Raw genomic sequence first — 20,913 nt, forward strand, 5'->3', positions numbered from 1 at the left:
TTGATATAAATCAAAGGAAAAGTGGGAGGATTTGCGGCGCAAAATAAGGCCTCACCCTTAGTGAGTAGGCTAATTCGGTAAAAAAGACGTGGTTTTTCACGGCGCTGACGGTTTCTGGCTACCCCCACCTCCTTCCCCCTACTCCGTTGGCAATTTAGGGGTAATCCTTTATTGGTATGGGTATACTCCAGGGTATGCACCAGAATAGCGCCATTCCTGCAAGCAGGCCACGTCAGGAGCACGCCACCTCTATGTTAAAAAGATGTTTATCTCCGCTGACGCTCGTGAATCAGCTCGCCCTGATCGTTTTGCTGTCCACCGCCATCGGTGTGACCGGCATGGCGATCTCCGGCTGGCTGGTACAGGGAGTACAGGGTAATGCGCATGCTATCAACGAGGCAGGCTCGCTACGCATGCAGAGCTATCGCCTGCTGGCATCGGTTCCCCTGACGCAGGACGATCGTCCCCTGATTGATGAAATGGAGCGCACGGTCTTCAGCCCCGAGCTGGAAAACGCCGCCATCCGCGCCGGTCAGCAGTCCCAGCTTAACGCCCTTCAGGGCTACTGGCACACCCAGCTGCAGCCCGGGCTGAAACAGGCGCGCAGCACGGAAACCGTCGCGCAGGACGTGGCGGGGTTTGTCTCCCGCATTGATGCGCTGGTCTCCGCTTTCGACCAGACCACCGAATTACGCATCGACCGGGTGGTGATGGTACACCGGGCCATGGCGCTGTTTATGGGGCTGCTGCTGATCTTCACCATCGTCTGGCTCCGCGCGCGGCTGCTGAACCCGTGGAAACAGCTGCTGGCCATGGCCCGCGCGGTCACCGCACGCGACTTTACCCAGCGCACGCACATCAGCGGGCGCAATGAGATGGCCATGCTCGGCCAGGCGCTTAATACCATGTCGGCAGAGCTCTCAGAGAGCTACGCGGTGCTTGAACAGCGCGTTCAGGAAAAAACGGCCGGGCTGGAGCAGAAAAACGAGATCCTCTCCTTCCTCTGGCAGGCCAACCGTCGGCTGCACATGCAGGTACCGCTATGTGAACGTCTCTCGCCGGTGCTGAACGGTCTGCAAAATCTGACCCTGCTTCACGACCTTGAGCTGCGGGTCTACGATGTGGAAGACGAAGATAACCACCAGGAATTCACCTGCCAGTCCGATATGTCCTGCGATGACAAAGGCTGCCATCTTTGCCCTCGCGGCCTGCCGCCGCTGACCTCCGGCGGCACGACCCTGAAGTGGCGCCTGACGGACAGCCACACTCAGTACGGCATTCTGCTGGCAACGCTGCCAGCCGGGCGTCACCTGAGCCACGACCAGCAGCAGCTGGTGGATACGCTGGTTGAACAGCTGACGGCCACGCTGGCGCTCGACAGGCATCAGGAAAAGCAGCAGCAGCTGATCGTCATGGAAGAGCGCGCGACCATTGCCCGCGAGCTTCACGACTCTATCGCCCAGTCGCTCTCCTGTATGAAAATGCAGGTGAGCTGCCTGCAGATGCAGGATGCGGAGATGCCCGAAAGCAACAAGCAGCTGCTCAGCCAGATCCGCAACGAGCTGAACACCTCCTGGATACAGCTGCGCGAGCTGCTGACCACCTTCCGCCTGCAGCTGACCGAGCCGGGCCTGCGCCCGGCGCTGGAATCCAGCTGTCTCGAATTTAGCGCCCGGCTGGGGTTCCCGGTGAAGCTGGATTACCAGCTGCCGCCGCGGTTTGTCCCCTCCCATCAGGCCATACATTTACTGCAGATCGCCCGCGAAGCGCTGAGCAACGTGCTTAAACACGCTGACGCGACGGCGGTCACGGTCACCGTCAGCCAGCACGATAATCAGGTCAAACTGACGGTTCACGATAACGGCCGCGGCGTGCCGGAAAATGCCGAACGCACTAACCACTATGGTTTAATCATTATGCGAGACCGCGCCCAAAGCCTGCGCGGTGATTGCCAGGTTCGCCGGAGAGAGACGGGCGGCACGGAAGTTGTCGTCACCTTTATTCCCGAGAAACCGCTCACAACTGCTCAAGGAGAAACCCATGACTAATCAGGAACCGGCATCCATCCTGTTGATCGACGACCATCCGATGCTGCGTACTGGCGTGAAACAGCTGGTCAGCATGGCACCCGATATCACCGTGGTGGGCGAAGCCAGCAACGGTGAACAGGGCATTGAGCTTGCCGAATCCCTCGATCCCGATCTGATCCTGCTCGATCTGAATATGCCCGGCATGAACGGTCTGGAGACCCTCGACAAGCTGCGGGAAAAATCGCTTTCCGGCCGCATCGTCGTCTTTAGCGTGTCCAACCATGAAGAGGATGTGGTCACGGCGCTGAAGCGCGGGGCGGATGGCTATCTGCTGAAGGATATGGAGCCGGAAGACTTGCTTAAGGCGCTACAGCAGGCGGCGGCGGGCGAAATGGTGCTCAGCGAAGCCTTAACGCCGGTTCTGGCCGCCAGCCTGCGCGCCAACCGCGCCACCTCTGACCGTGACGTCAGCCAGTTAACCCCGCGCGAGCGCGATATTCTCAAACTCATTGCCCAGGGGCTGCCGAACAAAATGATCGCCCGCCGTCTGGACATCACCGAAAGCACGGTCAAAGTACACGTGAAGCATATGCTGAAGAAAATGAAGCTAAAATCCCGCGTTGAAGCCGCCGTGTGGGTGCATCAGGAACGCATTTTTTAAGGACTACTCATCCGGCAGCAGCTTCCAGCGCGGATCGTCGTCAGGCGGCAATGCGACCAGCGGCTGCACCACGGCAAGCGTGATCTCATTGGACGAGACGCGCTGGCCTTTCTCATCTTCCACCACCGCCGACAGGTGCCAGCGGTTTGTCGCCCCTTCCCGGTCATCCCAGGCAGGGATAATCACGCTCCAGCCGTCGGTGCTGTTGCTTTTCGCCGGCGACGTCAGGCTCAGTGCCTGCGTATCCCCCTGCCAGTGGATCTGACGGATGCCGTGCGTGCTGCGAACCTGAAGCTTCAGCATCACGGTCTCGCCCCCTTTCAGATCCCACGGCGGCGTGGCCAGCCAGACGGACAGCGTTTTACGCTGGCGGAACTCTATCACCGGCAGGCTGGTGCGCTCGGGCGAGTCATAGCGGCTGCCGCGCAGGGAGCGCGTGGCGGCGACCTCATCGGCGGAAAGCTGCTTAGCCAGCGGCACGCCAAAGCGATAGTTGAGCTTCAGCCCGAGGTTATTCTGGCTCTCGCCGCTTTCGCCCTGCTTGTGCCCGGCGGTCAGCGTCACCAACGGAACGGGGGTATAGTTAAGCCCCAGATTCACCGCCACAGGATTGTGATAGCCGGTTCCGCTGTTGAAGAGGTCGACGTTATCGCCAAAATATTGCTCGAAGCTAACGCTGGTATTGAGATGATGGAACCACGGCAGCCAGGCTTTAGCGGTGACGTCATATCCGCGCGCCATGCGCTGCTCCTGCACGTCGGAGCGATCGCGCCAGCCGGCAAAGGGCTGATAATAGTTGGCTGACAGACGCAGATTTTCCCCCCACGCTTCCGCCCCCAGCCCGGCACGCTGCAGGTTTTCATCCAGAAGGTTATCGTAAAACGTGTTGTAACCCAGCAGCCATTTCCCGGCGACCCAGCGCTGACCGATTCCTGCATTACTGACCAGACCATCCGTCTGCTGGGTCAGGCCAAGCTGGCTCCAGCTCAGATAACGGTTTTTATCGTTCCAGGGGATAAACCAGCTCCCGCTGCTGCCGTTAAATTTGCCATCGTTATCCACCAGCAGGTTCACGCTGGCGTTTCCCCAGGGCGACAGCCAGGACTCAATCTGCTGGTTCACTTCCCCGCTTACCGCGTCGCGCACCTGACCAAAGGCAAACTGACGCGCCTGCTCGCCGGTCGTCAGGCCATTGTCGGTCATGCTGGCTTCACCAAAGGCTTTCGCCATTTCGGCCAGATGCTTCTCCCCCTCGCCCGTAGGCGCCGCCAGGCCGAGGTCGGGCAGACTGTCCCCGTTATTATCAAAGGGGTGCTGTGCCTGATGCATAAAGGAATTCTGCGCACCGTGAACGGCTCCGGCCGACAAAAGGGAGAGTAATAGCAGAGAACGAATGCGAGACGATACAGCCATCAACGTCGGGTTTAGCGCCTGGATTTTTGTAAAAGACGTCTTACCTTAACGCTATTAAGAAAGAATTGCAGCCTTACGGGAAATTTCAGGAATATCCTGAAGTTTATTGACGGCTGCAGGCAGCGTAAACTCGGTAAACCCTATATTATTCGTGCCTTTATAAGAACAGGAGTCAACATGCAAAAGATTGTTATCGTCGCCAACGGTGCGGCCTACGGGAGTGAATCCCTTTTTAACAGCCTGCGCCTGGCCATTGCGCTGCGCGAAAAAGAGAGCGACCTGGCGTTACGCCTCTTTTTAATGTCCGACGCGGTCACCGCCGGGCTGAAGGGACAAAAACCGGCCGAGGGTTATAACATTCAGCAGATGCTGGAGATCCTGACCGCGCAAAACGTGCCGGTGAAATTGTGCAAGACCTGCACCGACGGCCGCGGCATTACCGGACTTCCGCTGATTGATGGCGTAGAAATTGGTACGCTGGTTGAGCTGGCCGAGTGGACGCTGTCCGCAGATAAAGTATTAACTTTTTAATAATAAACACGTAAAAATATTATTTTCTTATGGACGCGGTTTCAGCATCAAGTTTACCTGCGGGGTTGCCGATAGGCATGGAAACAACACAGCAGGTATTTCACTTATGTTCAGATCGATTCGTGCACGCATCATCGCGGCGACGGCAGGCTGTCTGGTCGTCGCCCTTCTCCTCAACACCGTTATTAACTTCCAGGTCACACGCCAGGATAACCAGCAGTCACAGCGCGATATCCTGACCAGCACCAGCGCCAGCCATAACATGGCGATTGCCGACTGGGTCAAAAGCAAGATGACGGTGATTGCATCCGCGCAGACCGTCGCACTGAGTGACGATCCGGTTCCGGTGTTTAAACAGCTTGCACAGGCGGGTGGATTCACCAACGTTTATGTCGGCTACGCCAGCAAAACGGCGAAATTCTCTGAACCGGCGGGCGTTCCGGCGGATTATGACCCGACCATTCGCCCGTGGTATCAGCAGGTAGTCAGTACGGACGGTCCGGTTGTCACCGCGCCCTACGTTGACGCGGGGACCGGTAAACTGGTGGTGACCTTCGCCGTGCCGGTGAAAGAGAATGGCACACTGAAAGCGGTGGTGGCGGGCGATGTGGCCATGGACAGCGTGGTGGCGAACGTACGCGGGATCCATCCAACCCCGGCCAGCAGCGGGTTGCTTCTGAACAGTGACGGCAGCGTGATTGCCGCTAACGATCCGGCTCTGACGCTTAAACCGTTTGCTGAGACCATCAAAGGCATCGATTTTGCTGCGCTGAAAAGCGGTAACCCGGTTGACGGCACGCTGAACGATGCTGAAAAAACCTTCGTGGCGACAGCCGTGCCGGGCACAAACTGGCTGCTAGTCGTCGCCCTCGACAACGGCGACGCCACCTCCGGCATGCGTTCCCTGCTTAAAGCATCGGTGATTTCGCTGGTGATCCTGGCACTGCTGAGCGCGGCCATTGTTCACCTCCTGATTGCCCGCCTGCTGAAGCGTCTGTCCGACATTCGCGACGCGATGCACAACATTGCCAACGGGACTAACGATCTGTCGCAGCGTCTGCCGGACAGCGGCGAGGACGAGGTGGCGCAGATTGCGCAGGCCTTTAACGCCTTCAGCGATAAGCTGTCGGTGGTGATGGTGCAGCTCCGTGATGCCAGTGAATCGGTGAAAAACGCCGCCCAGGAGATTGCGGCGGGTAACCAGGATCTCTCCGGACGTACCGAGCAGGCGGCGTCCAGCCTGCGCGAGACGGCCAGCGCCGTGGAGCAGATCACCGCCTCCGTGACCCAATCGAACGAGTCGGCGGCAGAAGCGAACGACCAGGCGAGCAAGGCCTCAGCGGCCGCGGCGCGCGGCGGCGAGGTGGTATCCCAGGCGATCAGCACCATGCAGTCCATCGAAGTCGCATCGGCTAAAATTGGCGATATCACCAGCGTGATTGACGGCATCGCGTTCCAGACCAACATTCTGGCGCTGAACGCCTCCGTCGAGGCGGCCCGTGCCGGGGAGCAGGGTCGCGGGTTTGCCGTGGTGGCAGGCGAAGTGCGTAACCTGGCAAGCCGCAGCGCCCAGGCGGCGAAAGAGATCAAATCGCTGATCGATTCCACCACCGACAGCGTGGCCACCGGCTCCCGCTACGTGCATCTGGCCGGGGAAAGCATGGACGAGATCCGCTCCAGCATCGGCAGCGTCTCCGGCATCATGCGCGAAATCTCCATCGCCACCAGCGAGCAGATGAAAGGCATTCATGAGATCAATCATGCGGTGACCCATCTCGACAGGATGGTCCAGCAGAACGCCGAGCTGGTAGTGGAATCCGCCGCCGCCGCGGGTGCCCTGCAGAGCCAGGCTGGGGACCTTGCTGAAACCGCCGGCCATTTCCGCATTTAATTTTATTCCGGCGCGGGTTTACCGGGTAAAACCCGCGCCAGCTGAATGCTTTCAGGAATTTTGTCATTTTTGTTTAAACGTTATGCCATTTTTTGATCAAAATCATCATCCCTCGCCCCCCGCTTTGGTGTTATGCAATGAGTAATTTGTGAACAATATCACGCTCGGGATGGGCAAAATCGACGGGGTAAAAAAATGGCACTGGTAAAAACAAGTTTGAAACTGTTTGGCGGGGATACGGTAGTGGTGCGTTGCTCAGAGCGCTGTCGTATTCACCTGATGAGTGCGAAAGCACATAAACAATCCCAGGCGGATATTCTCACCGTGCAGGATGATAAAGCGTGGCTTACCGTACCGTATACCGGCACGTGGGATGTGCTGATCGACAGCCACAGCCAGTCGCTGGAGCATTCCGTCAGCTACGTGGCTGCATAATAATAAACGCCCGGCGAGCCGGGCGTATCATCAGGCAAAGCCCGGTCGCAGCGTGCCGTTGAGCGGGTTCCCTTCCAGCAGCGCCTTCACCTTTACCACCAGCTCATTCAGACAATCGTCTTTCATGCCGAGGCGGGTCAGCTCCTGATCCAGGGAGAAGAGATATTGTGCATTGGTCCCCAGCGGTCCGCTGGCGGCAGCAATCAACGGGGCTATGACCTGCGTGCGAGTGTCCGCTTCATACAGCGGATGACGCGGGTCCATAATAAACACCAGCGCATTGACGGTGCGTCCGTCGTCCAGCTCCAGCTTGCACCAGCTCGGCATATAGCAGCCGGTGATCATCTCACGCTTCCAGAGCAGCGTAAGCTCCTCTTCCAGCGAGGCATCAGGAAGGCGATACGCCACGCCCGTGGTGCGCCCGCCCTCTTTCAGTGCAAGCATACGTCCCGGCTGGCACGCGCTGCCGCGTCCGGCCGTCAGACGCAGGCAAAATGCGCGATGCCAGCCAGGCAGCGTTCCCGTTGCCGATTCGACAAATTCCAGAGCCGGGTTCCACATCAGGGAACCGTAGCCAAAAATCCATACCGGGCCATCATCCGGGCGGCAGGCAAGCGTGGCAGCAAGTGACGCCGCACGTTGTTCAGCTGACCAGAGAAGCGATTCCTCAATAGCACCAAATGCCGTCTTACAATCTGCCTTCATTAAGAAATCACGCGTTAACACTTTACACCTCCGCCACTGCATGCTTCCTTGCGACATCTGTAATTCGCCTTCCCGACATTATGTGCTGGTCATTTTGCCAGCAGTTAAATAACGATAAGCAATTAGCGGACCAGTTGCAATACAACGGCCGTTCAACCGCCTGAAAAGTCAAAATGAAGGCAGCGAATTATTTCACGGCTATTTCTTTTTATGCCATTTATCGTCGTCTCCTTTTTCATATTCATGTTTTACGGCGGCCCAGGCGACTTTGTGCGCTGTCTCTTCACGGCTGGCATCATCCCGGCGATCGTCCTTATCTTTGTATTGTTCCCAGGCGCTGTTAAACGCCTCTTTGTAGATATCCTGCGCGTGAGCGGGCAGCACGTTTTGCACGTTATCGGGTAATTCGCGTTTCGTTTTATATGGCATCACTCACCTCTCTTTTGCTTAAAGAGATAAGTGTGGACGACGATATGGCAGCGTGCCACCCGGCCTTAATTTATGGATTCAAACCAAATTTAATTTATTGTTATTTAATAAGTATTATATTAAAACCGTCAATTACAGGAGCCAGGTATTAAATTTATGACAAAGGGTAAAATTAAGTAAAAAATAAAGGGTATTTAACAGAGATCTGTTAGTTTAATGACCTCAAAAATCTATCTATAATTACAAGCACCTGCATTGATGGAGAAGCACATGACAGCAACACACGAGGCGGTAAAGACCCGCCACAAGGAGACGTCACTCATTTTCCCGGTTCTGGCACTGGCTGTGCTGCTCTTCTGGGGAAGCAGTCAGTCACTGCCAGTGGTGGTTGGTATCAATATTCTTGCCCTGGTCGGCATCTTAACCAGCGCATTTAGCGTCGTTCGCCATGCGGACGTCCTGGCCCACCGTCTGGGCGAGCCGTACGGATCGTTAATTCTCAGCCTTTCCGTCGTTATTCTCGAAGTCAGCCTGATTTCCGCGCTCATGGCGACCGGCGATGCCGCGCCGACGCTGATGCGCGACACGCTCTACTCTATCATTATGATTGTGACGGGCGGCCTGGTGGGCTTCTCTCTGCTGCTGGGCGGGCGCAAGTTCGCGACCCAGTATATGAACCTGTTCGGCATTAAACAGTATCTGATCGCCCTCTTCCCGCTGGCCATTATCGTGCTGGTCTTCCCGATGGCGCTGCCGGGCGCGAATTTCTCTACCGGTCAGGCACTGCTGGTCGCACTGATTTCCGCCGCCATGTACGGCGTGTTCCTGCTGATTCAGACCAAAACGCACCAGAGCCTGTTTGTGTATGAGCATGAAGACGACAGCGACGACGATGACCCGCACCACGGTAAGCCGTCGGCCCACAGCAGCGCGTGGCATACGGTTTGGCTGATCGTACATCTGATTGCGGTGATTGCCGTCACCAAGATGAACGCCAACCCGCTGGAAACGCTGTTAACCGAGCTGAACGCGCCGGTAGCGTTTACCGGCTTCCTGGTGGCGCTGCTGATCCTGTCTCCTGAAGGGCTGGGCGCGCTGAAAGCCGTCTTAAACAATCAGGTGCAGCGCGCAATGAACCTGTTCTTCGGCTCCGTGCTGGCGACCATTTCACTCACCGTGCCGGTGGTGACGCTGATTGCCTTTATGACGGGCAACGAGCTGCAGTTTGCGCTGGGTGCGCCGGAAATGATTGTGATGGTGGCCTCGTTGCTGCTGTGCCAGATTTCGTTCTCCACCGGGCGCACCAACGTGCTGAACGGCGCGGCGCATATGGCGTTGTTTATTGCGTACTTAATGACGATTTTTGCGTAAGATTGATCCGGTGCGGCCCGATGCCCTCACCCCAACCCTCTCCCACAGGGAGAGGGAGAAAACATAAAAAAACCCGCCGAAGCGGGTTTTTTATTATTTGCTGGTATCCAGCTCGTCGAAGCTCTTCACCAGATCGTCAATCGCTTTGATCTGTTTCAGGAACGGCTCCAGCTTATCCAGCGGCAGCGCAGATGGGCCGTCGCATTTTGCGTTATCCGGATCCGGGTGCGCTTCAATAAACAGACCTGCCAGACCGGTTGCCATACCGGCACGCGCCAGTTCGGTCACCTGAGCACGACGGCCACCGGACGCGGCGCCAAACGGGTCGCGGCACTGCAGCGCGTGGGTCACGTCGAAAATCACCGGAGACTGGCCGGAGACATTTTTCATCACGCTGAAGCCCAGCATGTCCACCACCAGGTTGTCATAACCGAAGTTAGCGCCACGGTCGCACAGGATCACCTGATCGTTACCGCCTTCGATAAACTTATCGACGATGTTACCCATCTGACCCGGGCTCACGAACTGTGGTTTTTTCACGTTGATCACGGCACCGGTTTTCGCCATCGCGGCGACCAGGTCGGTCTGGCGAGCCAGGAATGCCGGGAGCTGAATCACGTCTACCACGTCTGCCACCGGCTGCGCCTGAGAGGCTTCATGCACGTCGGTGATCACTTTCACGCCAAAGGTCTGCTTCAGCTCCTGGAAAATCTTCATCCCCTCTTCCAGGCCCGGGCCACGGTAAGAGTTGATGGAGGAGCGGTTGGCTTTGTCAAAAGAGGCTTTAAACACGTACGGGATGCCTAGCTTCTGGGTCACGGTCACGTAGTGCTCGCAGATACGCATGGCGAGGTCGCGGGATTCCAGCACGTTCATGCCGCCAAACAGCACGAAAGGCAGGTCGTTTGCTACCTTGATATCACCAATGCTAACCACTTTTTGTTTCATAGGATCGCCTTATTCAGGTGTGAATCGGAATTAAGATTAATGCAGTGTAATTTGCTTGTGCGAGATCGCGTTGATCTGCGCACGAATCATTTCGCTAATAGGATCTTCCGGACACTGCTCGACGAAATAATTCAAATCATTCAGCGCCACGTGCTCACAGTCGAGCTGGGCATAGATCAGCCCGCGATCGCGAATTTCGTACGGATCTTCCGGGTTGAACTGCAGCAGCACTTCGCTGGCGCGCAGGGCCAGCTCCATCTGACGCTCTTCCATTAATGCAGACTTCAGCGTATCCAGCAGCTTGCGAATGACCTCTGCGTTGTCCGCCTCGTCGAGATCTTCGTTGAAGAGTTCGGCCACCGGGCTGATATTGCCTTTCAGCCACACGTCCAGCGTATGTTCATCCAGCGTGTCGCCGTTGAAGGGATTAATGAGCCACATTTCGCCGTCCAGCCACTCTGCACGCAGGATCATCTGCGTCGGGAAAATGACCGGCACCAGCGGAATATCCAGACGCTGTGCGACCCATAGTAAAATAGACCCCAGTGCCACGGCGCTGCCCTGACGATTTTTTAAGACCTGGTCCAGCCATAATGCGTCAGACAGGCGATATACGCCCCGCGTGTCGCAGAAACCCCATTCGCCGTAGAAAAGCTCCAGCAGCTTCTCTAGTTGCCAGTCTTGCGGGCGAGCCTGATTAATCTCTTCACGCGCCAGGCTGACCAGATTCTCCAGCTCATCATAGACAAACTGCGACGTAAAATCGTCGCGAATCATCTCTGAAATCAGGATCATGCCATCGCAAAGCGGCACTTTATTAAATTCGAAATCGGCTAAGGACCTCATGACTTACCCCAGTAACACCTGAGCGAACAATGACGCTCAGGCGCGATAAAACTCAAAACGATGTAGATGATAACGCCAAACTGCCTTTCAGTCAGCCTTACGCCTTTATCAGTAAATGGCAGATACCCGGAACTCAAGACCACCGCCCCAGCGTCAGGCGTTCGTTGCCGCCGTAGTCGCGGCAGGTTTCGACAGCGTCATAACCTGCTTGCGTAAACAGTGCCCGCACGGCTTCTCCCTGCGTCCAGCCATGCTCCACGAGCAGCCAGCCGCCGGGAAGTAAATGTTCCCGTGACGTTGTCACAATGTGATCAAGATCGGCTAATCCCGCGTTGGCGGCCACGAGCGCCGTCAGCGGTTCGAAGCGAACATCTCCCTGCGCAAGGTGCGGGTCATGTTCATCGATGTAAGGAGGATTGCTGACAATCATCGCAAATATGCGATTCTCCAGCGCGGAAAACCAGCTGCTTTGCAGCACCGTCACGTTGCGGACCCCGAGACGTTCCACGTTACGCTGCACCAGCGTCACCGCGTCGGGCATGACATCCACCGCCGTCACCGTACAGTCGGGCCGCTCGGTGGCGAGCGCCAGCGCGATAGCACCTGTTCCCGTCCCGAGATCGAGAATACTGCAGGCCGCCGCCGGTAAACGCGCCAGCGCCTGCTCCACCAGACACTCGGTGTCCGGACGCGGGATTAGCGTCGCCGCCGAGACGAACAGCGGTAACGACCAGAACTCACGTTCACCGACAAGGTGCGCCACCGGCTCGCCGGTTTTACGACGGGCAAGCAGCGCGGCGAGCTGCGCTTCCTGCTCCGCGGTCAGTTCGGTTTCTCCAAAAGCCAGCAGATACGTGCGGGCTTTACCCGTCACATGCTCAAGCAAAATTTCGGCATCGCGTTTCGGGCTTTCGCTTTCGGAAAGCTCACCTGCCGCCTCACGTAACCAGCGCTGAAAATCCATTATTCCTGCTCGGACAGTGCCGCCAGCTGGTCGGCCTGGTATTCCTGCACGATAGGCTCAATCAGCATGTCCAGCTTCCCTTCCATCACCTCGTCCAGACGGTACAGCGTCAGGTTGATGCGGTGGTCGGTGACGCGGCCCTGCGGGAAGTTGTAGGTGCGGTTACGGTCGCTGCGATCGCCGCTCCCCAGCAGGTTACGACGCGTAGACGCTTCCGCCTGCTGGCGTTTCGCCATTTCGGCCGCGTGGATACGCGCGCCCAGCACGGACAGCGCTTTGGCTTTGTTTTTGTGCTGTGAACGCTCGTCCTGACATTCGACGACAATGCCGGTTGGCAGGTGGGTAATACGGATGGCGGAGTCGGTGGTGTTAACGTGCTGACCACCCGCGCCAGAGGAGCGGAAAGTATCAATACGCAGGTCCGCCGGATTGATGTCCGGCAGTTCCGCTTCCGGCAGCTCCGGCATCACCGCCACCGTACAGGCGGAAGTGTGGATACGGCCCTGGGATTCGGTGGCCGGTACGCGCTGCACGCGGTGACCGCCGGATTCAAACTTAAGACGACCGTACACGCCGTCGCCGCTGATCTTGGCGATAACCTCTTTGTAGCCACCGTGTTCGCCTTCGTTGGCGCTCATGATCTCCACGCGCCAGCGACGCGACTCGGCGTAGCGGCTGTACATGCGGAACAGATCCCCGGCAAACAGTGCCGCTTCGTCACCGCCGGTCCCGGCGCGGACTTCCACGAACGCGTTACGCTCGTCGTCCGGATCTTTTGGCAGCAGAAGCACCTGAAGCTGCTGCTCCATCTCCTCAGAACGCGCTTTCGCATCCTGCAACTCTTCCTGCGCCATCTCGCGCATTTCAGGATCGTCGAGCATCATCTGCGCGGTTTCGATATCTTCCTGAACCTGTCGCCAGTCGGTAAAGCATTTAGAAACATCACTTAACTGCGCGTATTCACGTGAGAGCGCGCGAAAACGCTCCTGGTCCGCAATGGTCCCGGCATCGCCGAGCAGCGCCTGGACTTCTTCATGGCGCTCGTGCAGAGCTTCCAGTTTAGCGACGATAGAAGGCTTCATAGGCGTAAGTGCACCTTGTCTTAGAAAATGGGTATAGGGCGCTATTCCAGCCCGAGGCTGTTGCGCAGAATAGTCAGGCGTTCATCATCCCCGTCACGGGCAGCCTGCTGAAGAGATTTGGTTGGTGCATGGATCAGGCGGTTGGTCAGTTTCCACGCCAGGTCCTGCATAATTGCATGTGCGTCGCCGCCCTGTTCAAGGGCCGCTAACGCTTTGGCTGTCAGGTCGTCACGCACCTGCTCCGCCTGTCCGCGATACTCGCGGATGGTCTCGCTGACGCTTTGCGCGCGCAGCCAGGCCATAAACTCACTGGTTTCCTGCTCAACAATGGTTTCCGCCTGCACCGCCGCCGCTTTACGCTGGGCGAGGTTGTGCGAAATGATGCTTTGCAGGTCATCCACGCTGTAGAGGTAGGCGTTAGGCAGCTTGCCCACTTCCGGCTCAACATCGCGCGGGACGGCAATATCCACCAGCAGCATCGGCTGATTACGACGGGACTTCAGCGCACGCTCCACCATCCCTTTTCCGATAATCGGCAGCGGGCTGGCGGTCGAGCTGATAATAATGTCCGCCTCTTTCAGACGTTCATCGATGTCGCTCAGGGCAACCACCTCTGCGCCCACTTCATCCGCCAGCACCTGCGCGCGTTCGCGGGTGCGGTTAGCGATAATCATCTTTTTCACTTTATGCTCGCGCAGATGGCGCGCCACAAGTTCGATGGTTTCGCCCGCGCCCACCAGCATCACGGTGACGGTGGAGAGGGATTCAAAGATTTGGCGCGCAAGGGTGCAGGCCGCGAAAGCAACGGAAACCGCACTGGCACCAATGTCGGTTTCGGTTCGCACACGCTTCGCCACGGAGAACGACTTCTGGAACATGCGCTCCAGCTCGCTGGCCTTCAGATGCCCTTTTTGCGAATCCGCAAACGCTTTTTTCACCTGCCCCAGGATCTGCGGTTCGCCGAGCACCAGCGAATCCAGCCCGCTGGCCACGCGCATCAGATGGCTGACGGCATCGTTGTCCTGATGCCAGTACAGGCTGTTGCGCAGCTCGTCTTCATTGAGATTGTGGTAGTCGCATAACCAGCGGATCAGCGCTTCGTGCAGGTTATCCTGCTCTTCCACGCTTAAATAGAGCTCGGTACGGTTGCACGTCGAGAGCACCACGCCACCCTGCACCATCGGCTGTGCAAGCAGGCTGTCCAGCGCCAGGTCGAGCGTATCTGGCGAAAACGTTACGCGTTCTCGCAGCGAAACCGGGGCCGTTTTGTGGTTGATGCCGAGTGCTAATAGGGTCATGTTGAGCGGGAGTAGTACCAGCGTTAATAAGGTTAGCAGAACGCATCATACAGGATGCGCGAGATCAATAAAAGAGACAGCCCCCTTTCGGAGTAATAGCTTATACCCGTCATACTTCAAGCTGCATGCGCGTTGGCTGCGCTCGTTCACCCCAATCACATAGTTATCTATGCTCATGGGGATTCACTCTCTTGCCGCCTTCATGCAGCTTGAATTATTTAGGGTAGATACAACGCTTTGAGATAATTTGAACGTAGACGGTAGCCCCCTTCGACGCTAGCATTAACAGTTATAACTGCAACGTATCTCAAGGATTTGTCCTCATTATGACCCGACTGATTCGCCTGCTGCCGCTGGCAGCACTGGTTCTGACCGCGTGTACCGTCACCCAGCCAAAAGGCCCGGGCAAAAGCCCTGATTCACCGCAGTGGCGTCAGCACCAGCAGGACGTCCGTAATTTGAACCAGTATCAGACCCGCGGCGCGTTCGCTTATCTCTCTGACGAACAAAAAGTTTATGCCCGCTTCTTCTGGCAGCAGACGGGTCAGGACCACTATCGCCTGCTGCTGCTGAACCCGCTGGGCAGCACCGAGCTGGAGCTTATCGCGAAACCGGGTGAAGCGCAGATCACCGATAACAAAGGTCAGCACTACACCGCGACCGATGCCGAAGAGATGATTGGCAAGCTGACCGGGATGCCTATCCCGCTTAACAGCCTGCGCCAGTGGATCCTCGGCCTGCCAGGTGACGCCACCGACTACACCCTGGACGATCAGTACCGTCTGAGCCAGGTGAACTACACCCAAAATGGCAAAACCTGGAAAGTGGTGTACAGCGCCTATGACAGTAAGAGTAAACCTTCGCTGCCATCGAATATGGAACTGACCCAGGGCAGCCAGCGTATCAAGCTGAAAATGGACAACTGGATCGTTAAATGATGACCCAATGGCCCTCTCCGGCAAAGCTGAACCTGTTCTTATACATCACCGGCCAGCGCGCTGACGGTTATCACACCCTGCAGACGCTGTTTCAGTTTATTGACTATGGCGACACGATCTCCATTGAACTGCGCCAGGACGGGCAGATTTGCCTGCTAACGCCGGTCGAGGGCGTGGCACATGAAGACAACCTGATCGTGCGCGCCGCGCGTATGCTGATGAAAGCCGCAGCGGAATCGGGCCGCCTGCCTGCGGGAAGCGGTGCGGATATCCGTATCGAGAAGCGCCTGCCGATGGGCGGCGGTCTGGGCGGCGGCTCATCTAACGCCGCGACCGTGCTGGTTGCGCTGAACCACCTCTGGGGCTGCGGGCTGTCGACGGACGAACTGGCAGCCCTGGGCTTGACGCTGGGGGCGGATGTCCCGGTGTTTGTGCGCGGTCATGCTGCCTTTGCCGAGGGCGTGGGTGAAATCCTCTCCCCGGCTGAACCGCCTGAGAAGTGGTATCTGGTTGCTCACCCCGGCGTGAGCATTCCAACCCCGGTCATCTTTAAAGATCCTGACCTGAAAAGGAATACCCCGGTTCGGTCAATAGAAACGTTATTAAATTGTGAATTCAGCAACGATTGCGAGGATATCGCAAGAAAACGTTTTCGCGAGGTTGATGCGGTGCTTTCCTGGCTGTTAGAATACGCGCCGTCGCGCCTGACTGGTACAGGGGCCTGTGTCTTTGCTGAATTTGACACCGAATCCGCCGCTCGTCAGGTGCTTGAGCAAGCGCCGGTTTGGCTGCATGGTTTTGTAGCGCGTGGGATGAACATTTCCCCCCTACAGCAGGCCATTCTGGCGCAGACTGAGTTTCGGTGACAACGTCACCCTGTTCCAGACGTTGCATCGCGCTCTTTAATACACCGCCTGGATAGCCTTCGCCTGGCCCGCACAGTTTGCGGCGAACGCTATCCACCACTGGACGCATGCCTGAGGTTCTTCTCGTGCCTGATATGAAGCTTTTTGCTGGTAACGCCACCCCGGAACTAGCACAACGTATTGCCAACCGCCTGTACACTTCCCTCGGCGACGCCGCCGTAGGTCGCTTTAGCGACGGCGAAGTCAGCGTACAAATTAACGAAAATGTACGCGGTGGTGATATTTTCATCATCCAGTCCACCTGTGCTCCAACGAACGACAACCTGATGGAACTGGTTGTTATGGTCGACGCCCTGCGTCGCGCTTCCGCAGGCCGTATCACTGCTGTAATCCCTTACTTCGGTTATGCCCGCCAGGACCGTCGCGTCCGTTCCGCGCGTGTGCCAATTACCGCTAAAGTTGTCGCTGACTTCCTGTCCAGCGTCGGCGTTGACCGCGTACTGACCGTTGACCTGCACGCAGAGCAGATCCAGGGCTTCTTCGACGTCCCGGTTGATAACGTATTCGGCAGCCCAATTCTGCTGGAAGACATGCTGCAGCTGAACCTGGATAACCCAATCGTGGTTTCTCCGGACATCGGCGGCGTGGTACGTGCCCGTGCTATCGCTAAGCTGCTGAACGATACCGACATGGCGATCATCGACAAACGTCGTCCGCGCGCTAACGTTTCTCAGGTGATGCACATCATCGGTGACGTGGCTGGCCGCGACTGCGTGCTGGTCGACGACATGATCGATACCGGCGGTACGCTGTGTAAAGCGGCTGAAGCGCTGAAAGAGCGTGGTGCTAAGCGCGTATTCGCCTACGCCACCCACCCGATCTTCTCCGGCAATGCCGTAAACAACCTGCGCAACTCCGTTATTGACGAAGTTGTGGTATGCGATACCATCCCACTGAGCGACGAGATCAAGGCACTGCCAAACGTGCGTACCCTGACCCTGTCCGGGATGCTGGCCGAAGCGATTCGTCGTATCAGCAACGAAGAATCTATCTCAGCAATGTTCGAACACTAATCGAACACGGCCGAAAAACCCGCTGCGGCGGGTTTTTTTGTCTCTGGGTTTTATTTGTATGATTAATGCCTCCTTCACCTGCCATTGATATGACAGATGATGCGCATACGGATGATAGATAATTGTGAAAAACGTAGCCTCCTCACATGTTCTGCCCTTTCGCGCCCTCATCGACGCCTGCTGGAAAGAGAAGTACACCTCGTCACGCTTTGTGCGTGACCTGATTGCCGGGATCACCGTAGGCATTATTGCCATCCCGCTGGCGATGGCGCTGGCGATTGGCAGCGGCGTTGCGCCGCAGTACGGTCTGTACACCTCGGCCGTTGCCGGGATAGTCATTGCCCTGACGGGCGGCTCTCGCTTTAGCGTCTCCGGCCCGACCGCCGCCTTTGTGGTGATCCTCTACCCCGTTTCGCAGCAGTTTGGTCTGGCAGGCCTGCTAGTCGCCACCCTGATGTCCGGGGTCTTTTTAATTCTGTTTGGCCTGGCCCGCTTTGGGCGGCTGATCGAGTACATCCCCCTTTCCGTGACGCTAGGGTTCACCTCGGGGATTGGTATCACCATCGGAACCATGCAGATTAAGGATTTCCTCGGCCTGCAGATGCCCCACGTACCGGAACACTACCTGCAAAAAGTAGGCGCGCTGTTTATGGCGCTGCCGAGCGCCAACCTGGGCGACGCCGCCATCGGGATTGTGACGCTGGGTACGCTGATCGTCTGGCCCCGTCTGGGGATCCGTCTGCCGGGCCACCTGCCCGCGCTGCTGCTGGGCTGCGCGGTGATGGCTATCGTCAATATGTTCGGTGGTCACGTCGCGACTATCGGCTCGCAGTTCCACTATGTTCTGGCGGACGGCTCGCAGGGTAGCGGCATTCCACAGCTGTTGCCGCAGCTGGTGCTGCCGTGGGATATGTCCGGCTCCAGCTTTACCCTAAGCTGGGATTCCCTGCGCGCCCTGCTTCCCGCAGCGTTCTCTATGGCAATGCTGGGGGCGATTGAATCCCTGCTCTGCGCCGTCGTTCTGGACGGGATGACCGGCACCAAGCACAAAGCTAACAGCGAGCTGGTCGGCCAGGGATTAGGCAACCTTGTCGCGCCGTTCTTCGGCGGTATTACCGCAACGGCAGCCATCGCCCGTTCAGCTGCAAACGTGCGCGCGGGGGCAACCTCACCCGTTTCGGCGGTTATCCACTCCGTGCTGGTGATCCTCGCCCTGCTGATCCTCGCCCCGCTGCTCTCCTGGCTACCGCTTTCCGCCATGGCCGCCCTGCTGCTGATGGTGGCCTGGAACATGAGTGAGGCGCATAAGGTGGTGAACCTTCTGCGTCGCGCGCCGAAAGACGACATCATCGTGATGCTGATCTGCATGTCGCTGACCGTGCTGTTCGATATGGTTATCGCCATCAGCGTCGGGATCGTGCTGGCTTCTCTGCTGTTTATGCGCCGCATTGCGCAAATGACGCGCCTCTCCCCGGTCAACGTAGAGGTGCCTGATGATGTGCTGGTTCTGCGCGTGATTGGCCCGCTGTTCTTCGCCGCGGCGGAAGGTCTGTTCAGCGATCTGGAGTCCCGCATCGCGGGTAAACGGATTGTGGTGCTGAAGTGGGATGCCGTACCGGTGCTGGATGCAGGCGGCCTGGATGCCTTCCAGCGCTTTGTTGCACGTCTGCCGGAAGGCTGTGAACTGCGGGTGAGTAACCTGGAGTTTCAGCCCCTGCGCACCATGGCGCGGGCGGGCGTGCAGCCGATCCCTGGCCGCCTTGCCTTTTATCCTAACCGTGAAGCCGCATTAGCGGATCTGTGAGCCACCTGATGCAGAGAAACGTCTTTGCATCATCACCCCGATCGCCTGCTGGAGCCAAGCAAGCACGGCAGGCGTCATCCAGGTTCCCTTCATCAGATGCGGCTCCTGCTGCATGGCCGTGCGAAACTTTTGCTGAGTCTCCGGGCTGGTGCCCGCGTAAGACTGGAACAATGTCAGCCAGTTTTCAGCCAGCTTTTGCGCATCGTCAGAGGCGGGGTCGATATTTTCCCGCTGCGCCTGATGTAGTTTTGCCACCAGCGGCGGCCACTCCATCATGCGGTCAAAGTAGTGTGCCCGGGTAAAGGCCATCTCTTCGGCAGTGAGATACTTCTCCCATATGTTGAGCTTTGATTCCGCAAACGCGCGCGTGATGTAATCCGTCATCTCCGGCGTGATACCGGTCTGCACCTGCATCTGCGGTTCAACGCTATGCATTTCATTCAGCCGGGTGAGAAATTCCGGCTTGCCCGCCGTATCCTGCTCCAGGCGTTCCATCCAGCGCGTCGCCAGGTCCATGGCCCGCGGGTCCGTAACGGGTATGTGCTGTTTCAACAGCGTGTTTGCCTCTGCAACCAGCCCTGACCAGATAGCCGCCAGCGCATCCTTCTGCACCGCAAACGGGAGCTGCTGTAACTCTTCTTTGCTAAACCAGCGATCGTACATATTCATTAACTCCAGAGTCTGTAGCCAGGATTCCAGATCCGGCGTCGCATCGTCAAGAAGCCCGGTCCGCAGCTCCACCAGCCGGTCGCGCAGCGTATGTATGCTGCGCAGCTGTTTATCCAGCAGCGTGATTTGCGCATCGAGTAACTCGGTTAACGACAGCGACTCCTGTTCCAGGAAATCCCTGATTTCAGCAAGTTCCAGCCCCGCTTTTGCCAGCGCCTGAATCATGTGCAGACGCTGGACATCCGCCAGGTTGTAAAGCCGATAACCTGCCGCGCTTCTGGCAGAAGGCAGCAACAACCCTGTTTGCTCATAGTGGTGCAATGTCCGCACGGTGATCCCGGCACGTTTCGCCAGCTCACCCACCTGAATCAACATAACTGCTCCTTTTTCTTTGCCAGTGGCATCACTCTGGAGCCTTACGTTACGTGAGGGTCAACCCTTGATGCAAAAAAAAACGACTCCCTCAGGAGCCGTTTCGGTGTTCTTTATCATAGCACTAGCTGTGCTTATGCTGATCGCGACGACAGCGTTTATCGTAGTGGCGCACCCACCAGTATTTGTCACACACTTCCTCATGGCCACTCACGCGTGCTCCCGCCAGCCACAACACTGCACCAATGAAGATGCTCAATATCGCGCCATGCGCAAAGTATTGCGGGAGATCAAGCTGCGGCAGCTGGTTTAAAATTGAATAACCCACGCCGGCTACCATCACGAACAGCCCCAACCCCATCAGCACGTTACCGAGTAACGAAGCGTTTTTGCGTTTCATGTGTCACCTCCGGAACTTTGGGTTGTCAGGGGAAAAGCCCCTAATCCTTGTGTGTAAAGTATAGACAACGCCCCTTTTATGAGTTGCGTGAATGATCACAATTACAGATAACTCCCAAACAAAAGTTTACAAATAACACTTTGAACAGCTTGAAATTCTAATTGTTCAAATCAGAAATTATTCGTAT

20 protein-coding genes and 1 pseudogene are annotated in these 20,913 nt (G+C 57.2%); 10 read left to right on the top strand and 11 right to left on the bottom strand.

From position 1 onward, the window contains the following. Nucleotides 1-251 precede the first annotated feature (251 nt). Both narX and narL read left to right on the top strand, forming a co-directional pair. Nucleotides 252-2,048 carry a nitrate/nitrite two-component system sensor histidine kinase NarX gene (narX, locus tag OTG14_RS09070; protein WP_248272689.1) on the top strand — a complete coding sequence of 599 codons (1,797 nt, stop codon included), beginning with the start codon at nucleotides 252-254 and terminating at the stop codon, nucleotides 2,046-2,048. After that, nucleotides 2,041-2,691, top strand: coding sequence for a two-component system response regulator NarL (narL, locus tag OTG14_RS09075; RefSeq protein WP_008499531.1), 651 nt, complete (start codon nucleotides 2,041-2,043; stop codon nucleotides 2,689-2,691). Before narX ends, narL begins: the two co-directional genes overlap by 8 nt. A gap of 3 nt (nucleotides 2,692-2,694) precedes the next feature. Here the strand turns inward: narL and OTG14_RS09080 are convergent, their stop codons facing one another. Further along, nucleotides 2,695-4,104, bottom strand: a complete 1,410-nt coding sequence (locus tag OTG14_RS09080; protein ID WP_267214962.1) for a YchO/YchP family invasin — start codon at nucleotides 4,102-4,104, stop codon at nucleotides 2,695-2,697. 177 nt (nucleotides 4,105-4,281) lie between these two features. On the opposite strand from OTG14_RS09080, the gene OTG14_RS09085 reads away from it, so the two are divergent. The 3 genes from OTG14_RS09085 (at nucleotide 4,282) to OTG14_RS09095 (ending at nucleotide 6,961) form a co-directional block, all read left to right on the top strand. Then, on the top strand, nucleotides 4,282-4,635 hold the full coding sequence (locus tag OTG14_RS09085) for a DsrE/DsrF/TusD sulfur relay family protein (RefSeq protein ID WP_008499522.1): 354 nt from the start codon (nucleotides 4,282-4,284) through the stop codon (nucleotides 4,633-4,635). A gap of 106 nt (nucleotides 4,636-4,741) precedes the next feature. Further along, nucleotides 4,742-6,526 carry a methyl-accepting chemotaxis protein gene (locus OTG14_RS09090; protein WP_267214963.1) on the top strand — a complete coding sequence of 595 codons (1,785 nt, stop codon included), beginning with the start codon at nucleotides 4,742-4,744 and terminating at the stop codon, nucleotides 6,524-6,526. A gap of 195 nt (nucleotides 6,527-6,721) precedes the next feature. Next, the gene (locus tag OTG14_RS09095) at nucleotides 6,722-6,961 is read left to right on the top strand and encodes a DUF1883 domain-containing protein (protein WP_024907074.1); all 240 of its coding nucleotides are present in this window, start codon (nucleotides 6,722-6,724) and stop codon (nucleotides 6,959-6,961) included. 30 nt (nucleotides 6,962-6,991) lie between these two features. On the opposite strand, the gene OTG14_RS09100 is transcribed toward OTG14_RS09095, so the two are convergent. Together OTG14_RS09100 and chaB are read right to left on the bottom strand one after the other, a co-directional pair. Beyond that, the gene (locus tag OTG14_RS09100) at nucleotides 6,992-7,687 is read right to left on the bottom strand and encodes a gamma-glutamylcyclotransferase (RefSeq protein ID WP_032647627.1); all 696 of its coding nucleotides are present in this window, start codon (nucleotides 7,685-7,687) and stop codon (nucleotides 6,992-6,994) included. Nucleotides 7,688-7,864: 177 nt separating this feature from the next. Beyond that, nucleotides 7,865-8,095, bottom strand: coding sequence for a putative cation transport regulator ChaB (gene chaB, locus OTG14_RS09105; protein WP_021240355.1), 231 nt, complete (start codon nucleotides 8,093-8,095; stop codon nucleotides 7,865-7,867). A 270-nt stretch (nucleotides 8,096-8,365) separates the two neighbouring features. Between chaB and chaA the strand changes: the two genes are divergently transcribed. Then, on the top strand, nucleotides 8,366-9,466 hold the full coding sequence (gene chaA / locus OTG14_RS09110; protein ID WP_024907071.1) for a sodium-potassium/proton antiporter ChaA: 1,101 nt from the start codon (nucleotides 8,366-8,368) through the stop codon (nucleotides 9,464-9,466). A gap of 93 nt (nucleotides 9,467-9,559) precedes the next feature. Here chaA and kdsA read toward each other — a convergent pair whose 3' ends face one another. The 6 genes and pseudogenes from kdsA to hemA all read right to left on the bottom strand — a co-directional run bounded on the left by kdsA (nucleotide 9,560) and on the right by hemA (nucleotide 14,604). After that, the gene (gene kdsA, locus OTG14_RS09115) at nucleotides 9,560-10,414 is read right to left on the bottom strand and encodes a 3-deoxy-8-phosphooctulonate synthase (protein WP_023312123.1); all 855 of its coding nucleotides are present in this window, start codon (nucleotides 10,412-10,414) and stop codon (nucleotides 9,560-9,562) included. Between the two features lie 36 nt (nucleotides 10,415-10,450). Then, nucleotides 10,451-11,260 (bottom strand): invasion regulator SirB1, encoded by an 810-nt coding sequence (gene sirB1 / locus OTG14_RS09120; RefSeq protein ID WP_032647631.1) that lies wholly within the window; start codon nucleotides 11,258-11,260, stop codon nucleotides 10,451-10,453. 41 nt (nucleotides 11,261-11,301) lie between these two features. After that, a pseudogene (locus OTG14_RS09125) lies at nucleotides 11,302-11,385 on the bottom strand (siroheme synthase); the annotation flags it as partial. An 8-nt stretch (nucleotides 11,386-11,393) separates the two neighbouring features. Further along, nucleotides 11,394-12,224, bottom strand: coding sequence for a peptide chain release factor N(5)-glutamine methyltransferase (gene prmC, locus OTG14_RS09130; RefSeq protein WP_267214964.1), 831 nt, complete (start codon nucleotides 12,222-12,224; stop codon nucleotides 11,394-11,396). Then, complete coding sequence (gene prfA / locus OTG14_RS09135; protein ID WP_021240360.1) at nucleotides 12,224-13,306, bottom strand: peptide chain release factor 1; 1,083 nt, start codon at nucleotides 13,304-13,306, stop codon at nucleotides 12,224-12,226. Before prfA ends, prmC begins: the two co-directional genes overlap by 1 nt. A gap of 41 nt (nucleotides 13,307-13,347) precedes the next feature. After that, nucleotides 13,348-14,604, bottom strand: a complete 1,257-nt coding sequence (gene hemA / locus OTG14_RS09140; RefSeq protein ID WP_024907067.1) for a glutamyl-tRNA reductase — start codon at nucleotides 14,602-14,604, stop codon at nucleotides 13,348-13,350. A 326-nt stretch (nucleotides 14,605-14,930) separates the two neighbouring features. Between hemA and lolB the strand changes: the two genes are divergently transcribed. The 4 genes from lolB to dauA all read left to right on the top strand — a co-directional run bounded on the left by lolB (nucleotide 14,931) and on the right by dauA (nucleotide 19,285). Further along, nucleotides 14,931-15,542 (top strand): lipoprotein insertase outer membrane protein LolB, encoded by a 612-nt coding sequence (lolB, locus tag OTG14_RS09145; protein ID WP_024907066.1) that lies wholly within the window; start codon nucleotides 14,931-14,933, stop codon nucleotides 15,540-15,542. Then, complete coding sequence (ispE, locus tag OTG14_RS09150; RefSeq protein ID WP_267214965.1) at nucleotides 15,539-16,408, top strand: 4-(cytidine 5'-diphospho)-2-C-methyl-D-erythritol kinase; 870 nt, start codon at nucleotides 15,539-15,541, stop codon at nucleotides 16,406-16,408. Before lolB ends, ispE begins: the two co-directional genes overlap by 4 nt. Nucleotides 16,409-16,533: 125 nt before the next feature. Beyond that, the gene (prs, locus tag OTG14_RS09155; protein ID WP_003856663.1) at nucleotides 16,534-17,481 is read left to right on the top strand and encodes a ribose-phosphate diphosphokinase; all 948 of its coding nucleotides are present in this window, start codon (nucleotides 16,534-16,536) and stop codon (nucleotides 17,479-17,481) included. Nucleotides 17,482-17,605: 124 nt separating this feature from the next. Beyond that, nucleotides 17,606-19,285 carry a C4-dicarboxylic acid transporter DauA gene (gene dauA, locus OTG14_RS09160; protein WP_267214966.1) on the top strand — a complete coding sequence of 560 codons (1,680 nt, stop codon included), beginning with the start codon at nucleotides 17,606-17,608 and terminating at the stop codon, nucleotides 19,283-19,285. Here the strand turns inward: dauA and OTG14_RS09165 are convergent. Both OTG14_RS09165 and ychH read right to left on the bottom strand, forming a co-directional pair. Further along, nucleotides 19,271-20,329 (bottom strand): MerR family transcriptional regulator, encoded by a 1,059-nt coding sequence (locus tag OTG14_RS09165; RefSeq protein ID WP_148769122.1) that lies wholly within the window; start codon nucleotides 20,327-20,329, stop codon nucleotides 19,271-19,273. The genes dauA and OTG14_RS09165 overlap by 15 nt on opposite strands. A 121-nt stretch (nucleotides 20,330-20,450) precedes the next feature. Next, nucleotides 20,451-20,726, bottom strand: coding sequence for a stress-induced protein YchH (gene ychH / locus OTG14_RS09170; RefSeq protein WP_024907062.1), 276 nt, complete (start codon nucleotides 20,724-20,726; stop codon nucleotides 20,451-20,453). Nucleotides 20,727-20,913: the final 187 nt, after the last annotated feature.

Origin of the sequence: Enterobacter pseudoroggenkampii, assembly GCF_026420145.1 — a bacterium.
In the GTDB taxonomy this organism is placed as follows: Bacteria; Pseudomonadota; Gammaproteobacteria; order Enterobacterales; family Enterobacteriaceae; genus Enterobacter; species Enterobacter pseudoroggenkampii.

Excerpts from the sequence above, each read along its gene's own strand:
- narX (WP_248272689.1), top strand. The coding sequence starts at position 252 with ATGTTAAAAAGATGTTTATCTCCGCTGACGCTCGTGAATCAGCTCGCC.
- narL (WP_008499531.1), top strand. The coding sequence starts at position 2,041 with ATGACTAATCAGGAACCGGCATCCATCCTGTTGATCGACGACCATCCG.
- OTG14_RS09080 (WP_267214962.1), bottom strand. The coding sequence starts at position 4,104 with ATGGCTGTATCGTCTCGCATTCGTTCTCTGCTATTACTCTCCCTTTTG.
- OTG14_RS09085 (WP_008499522.1), top strand. The coding sequence starts at position 4,282 with ATGCAAAAGATTGTTATCGTCGCCAACGGTGCGGCCTACGGGAGTGAA.
- OTG14_RS09090 (WP_267214963.1), top strand. The coding sequence starts at position 4,742 with ATGTTCAGATCGATTCGTGCACGCATCATCGCGGCGACGGCAGGCTGT.
- OTG14_RS09095 (WP_024907074.1), top strand. The coding sequence starts at position 6,722 with ATGGCACTGGTAAAAACAAGTTTGAAACTGTTTGGCGGGGATACGGTA.
- chaB (WP_021240355.1), bottom strand. The coding sequence starts at position 8,095 with ATGCCATATAAAACGAAACGCGAATTACCCGATAACGTGCAAAACGTG.
- chaA (WP_024907071.1), top strand. The coding sequence starts at position 8,366 with ATGACAGCAACACACGAGGCGGTAAAGACCCGCCACAAGGAGACGTCA.
- kdsA (WP_023312123.1), bottom strand. The coding sequence starts at position 10,414 with ATGAAACAAAAAGTGGTTAGCATTGGTGATATCAAGGTAGCAAACGAC.
- sirB1 (WP_032647631.1), bottom strand. The coding sequence starts at position 11,260 with ATGAGGTCCTTAGCCGATTTCGAATTTAATAAAGTGCCGCTTTGCGAT.
- prmC (WP_267214964.1), bottom strand. The coding sequence starts at position 12,224 with ATGGATTTTCAGCGCTGGTTACGTGAGGCGGCAGGTGAGCTTTCCGAA.
- prfA (WP_021240360.1), bottom strand. The coding sequence starts at position 13,306 with ATGAAGCCTTCTATCGTCGCTAAACTGGAAGCTCTGCACGAGCGCCAT.
- hemA (WP_024907067.1), bottom strand. The coding sequence starts at position 14,604 with ATGACCCTATTAGCACTCGGCATCAACCACAAAACGGCCCCGGTTTCG.
- lolB (WP_024907066.1), top strand. The coding sequence starts at position 14,931 with ATGACCCGACTGATTCGCCTGCTGCCGCTGGCAGCACTGGTTCTGACC.
- ispE (WP_267214965.1), top strand. The coding sequence starts at position 15,539 with ATGATGACCCAATGGCCCTCTCCGGCAAAGCTGAACCTGTTCTTATAC.
- OTG14_RS09165 (WP_148769122.1), bottom strand. The coding sequence starts at position 20,329 with ATGTTGATTCAGGTGGGTGAGCTGGCGAAACGTGCCGGGATCACCGTG.
- ychH (WP_024907062.1), bottom strand. The coding sequence starts at position 20,726 with ATGAAACGCAAAAACGCTTCGTTACTCGGTAACGTGCTGATGGGGTTG.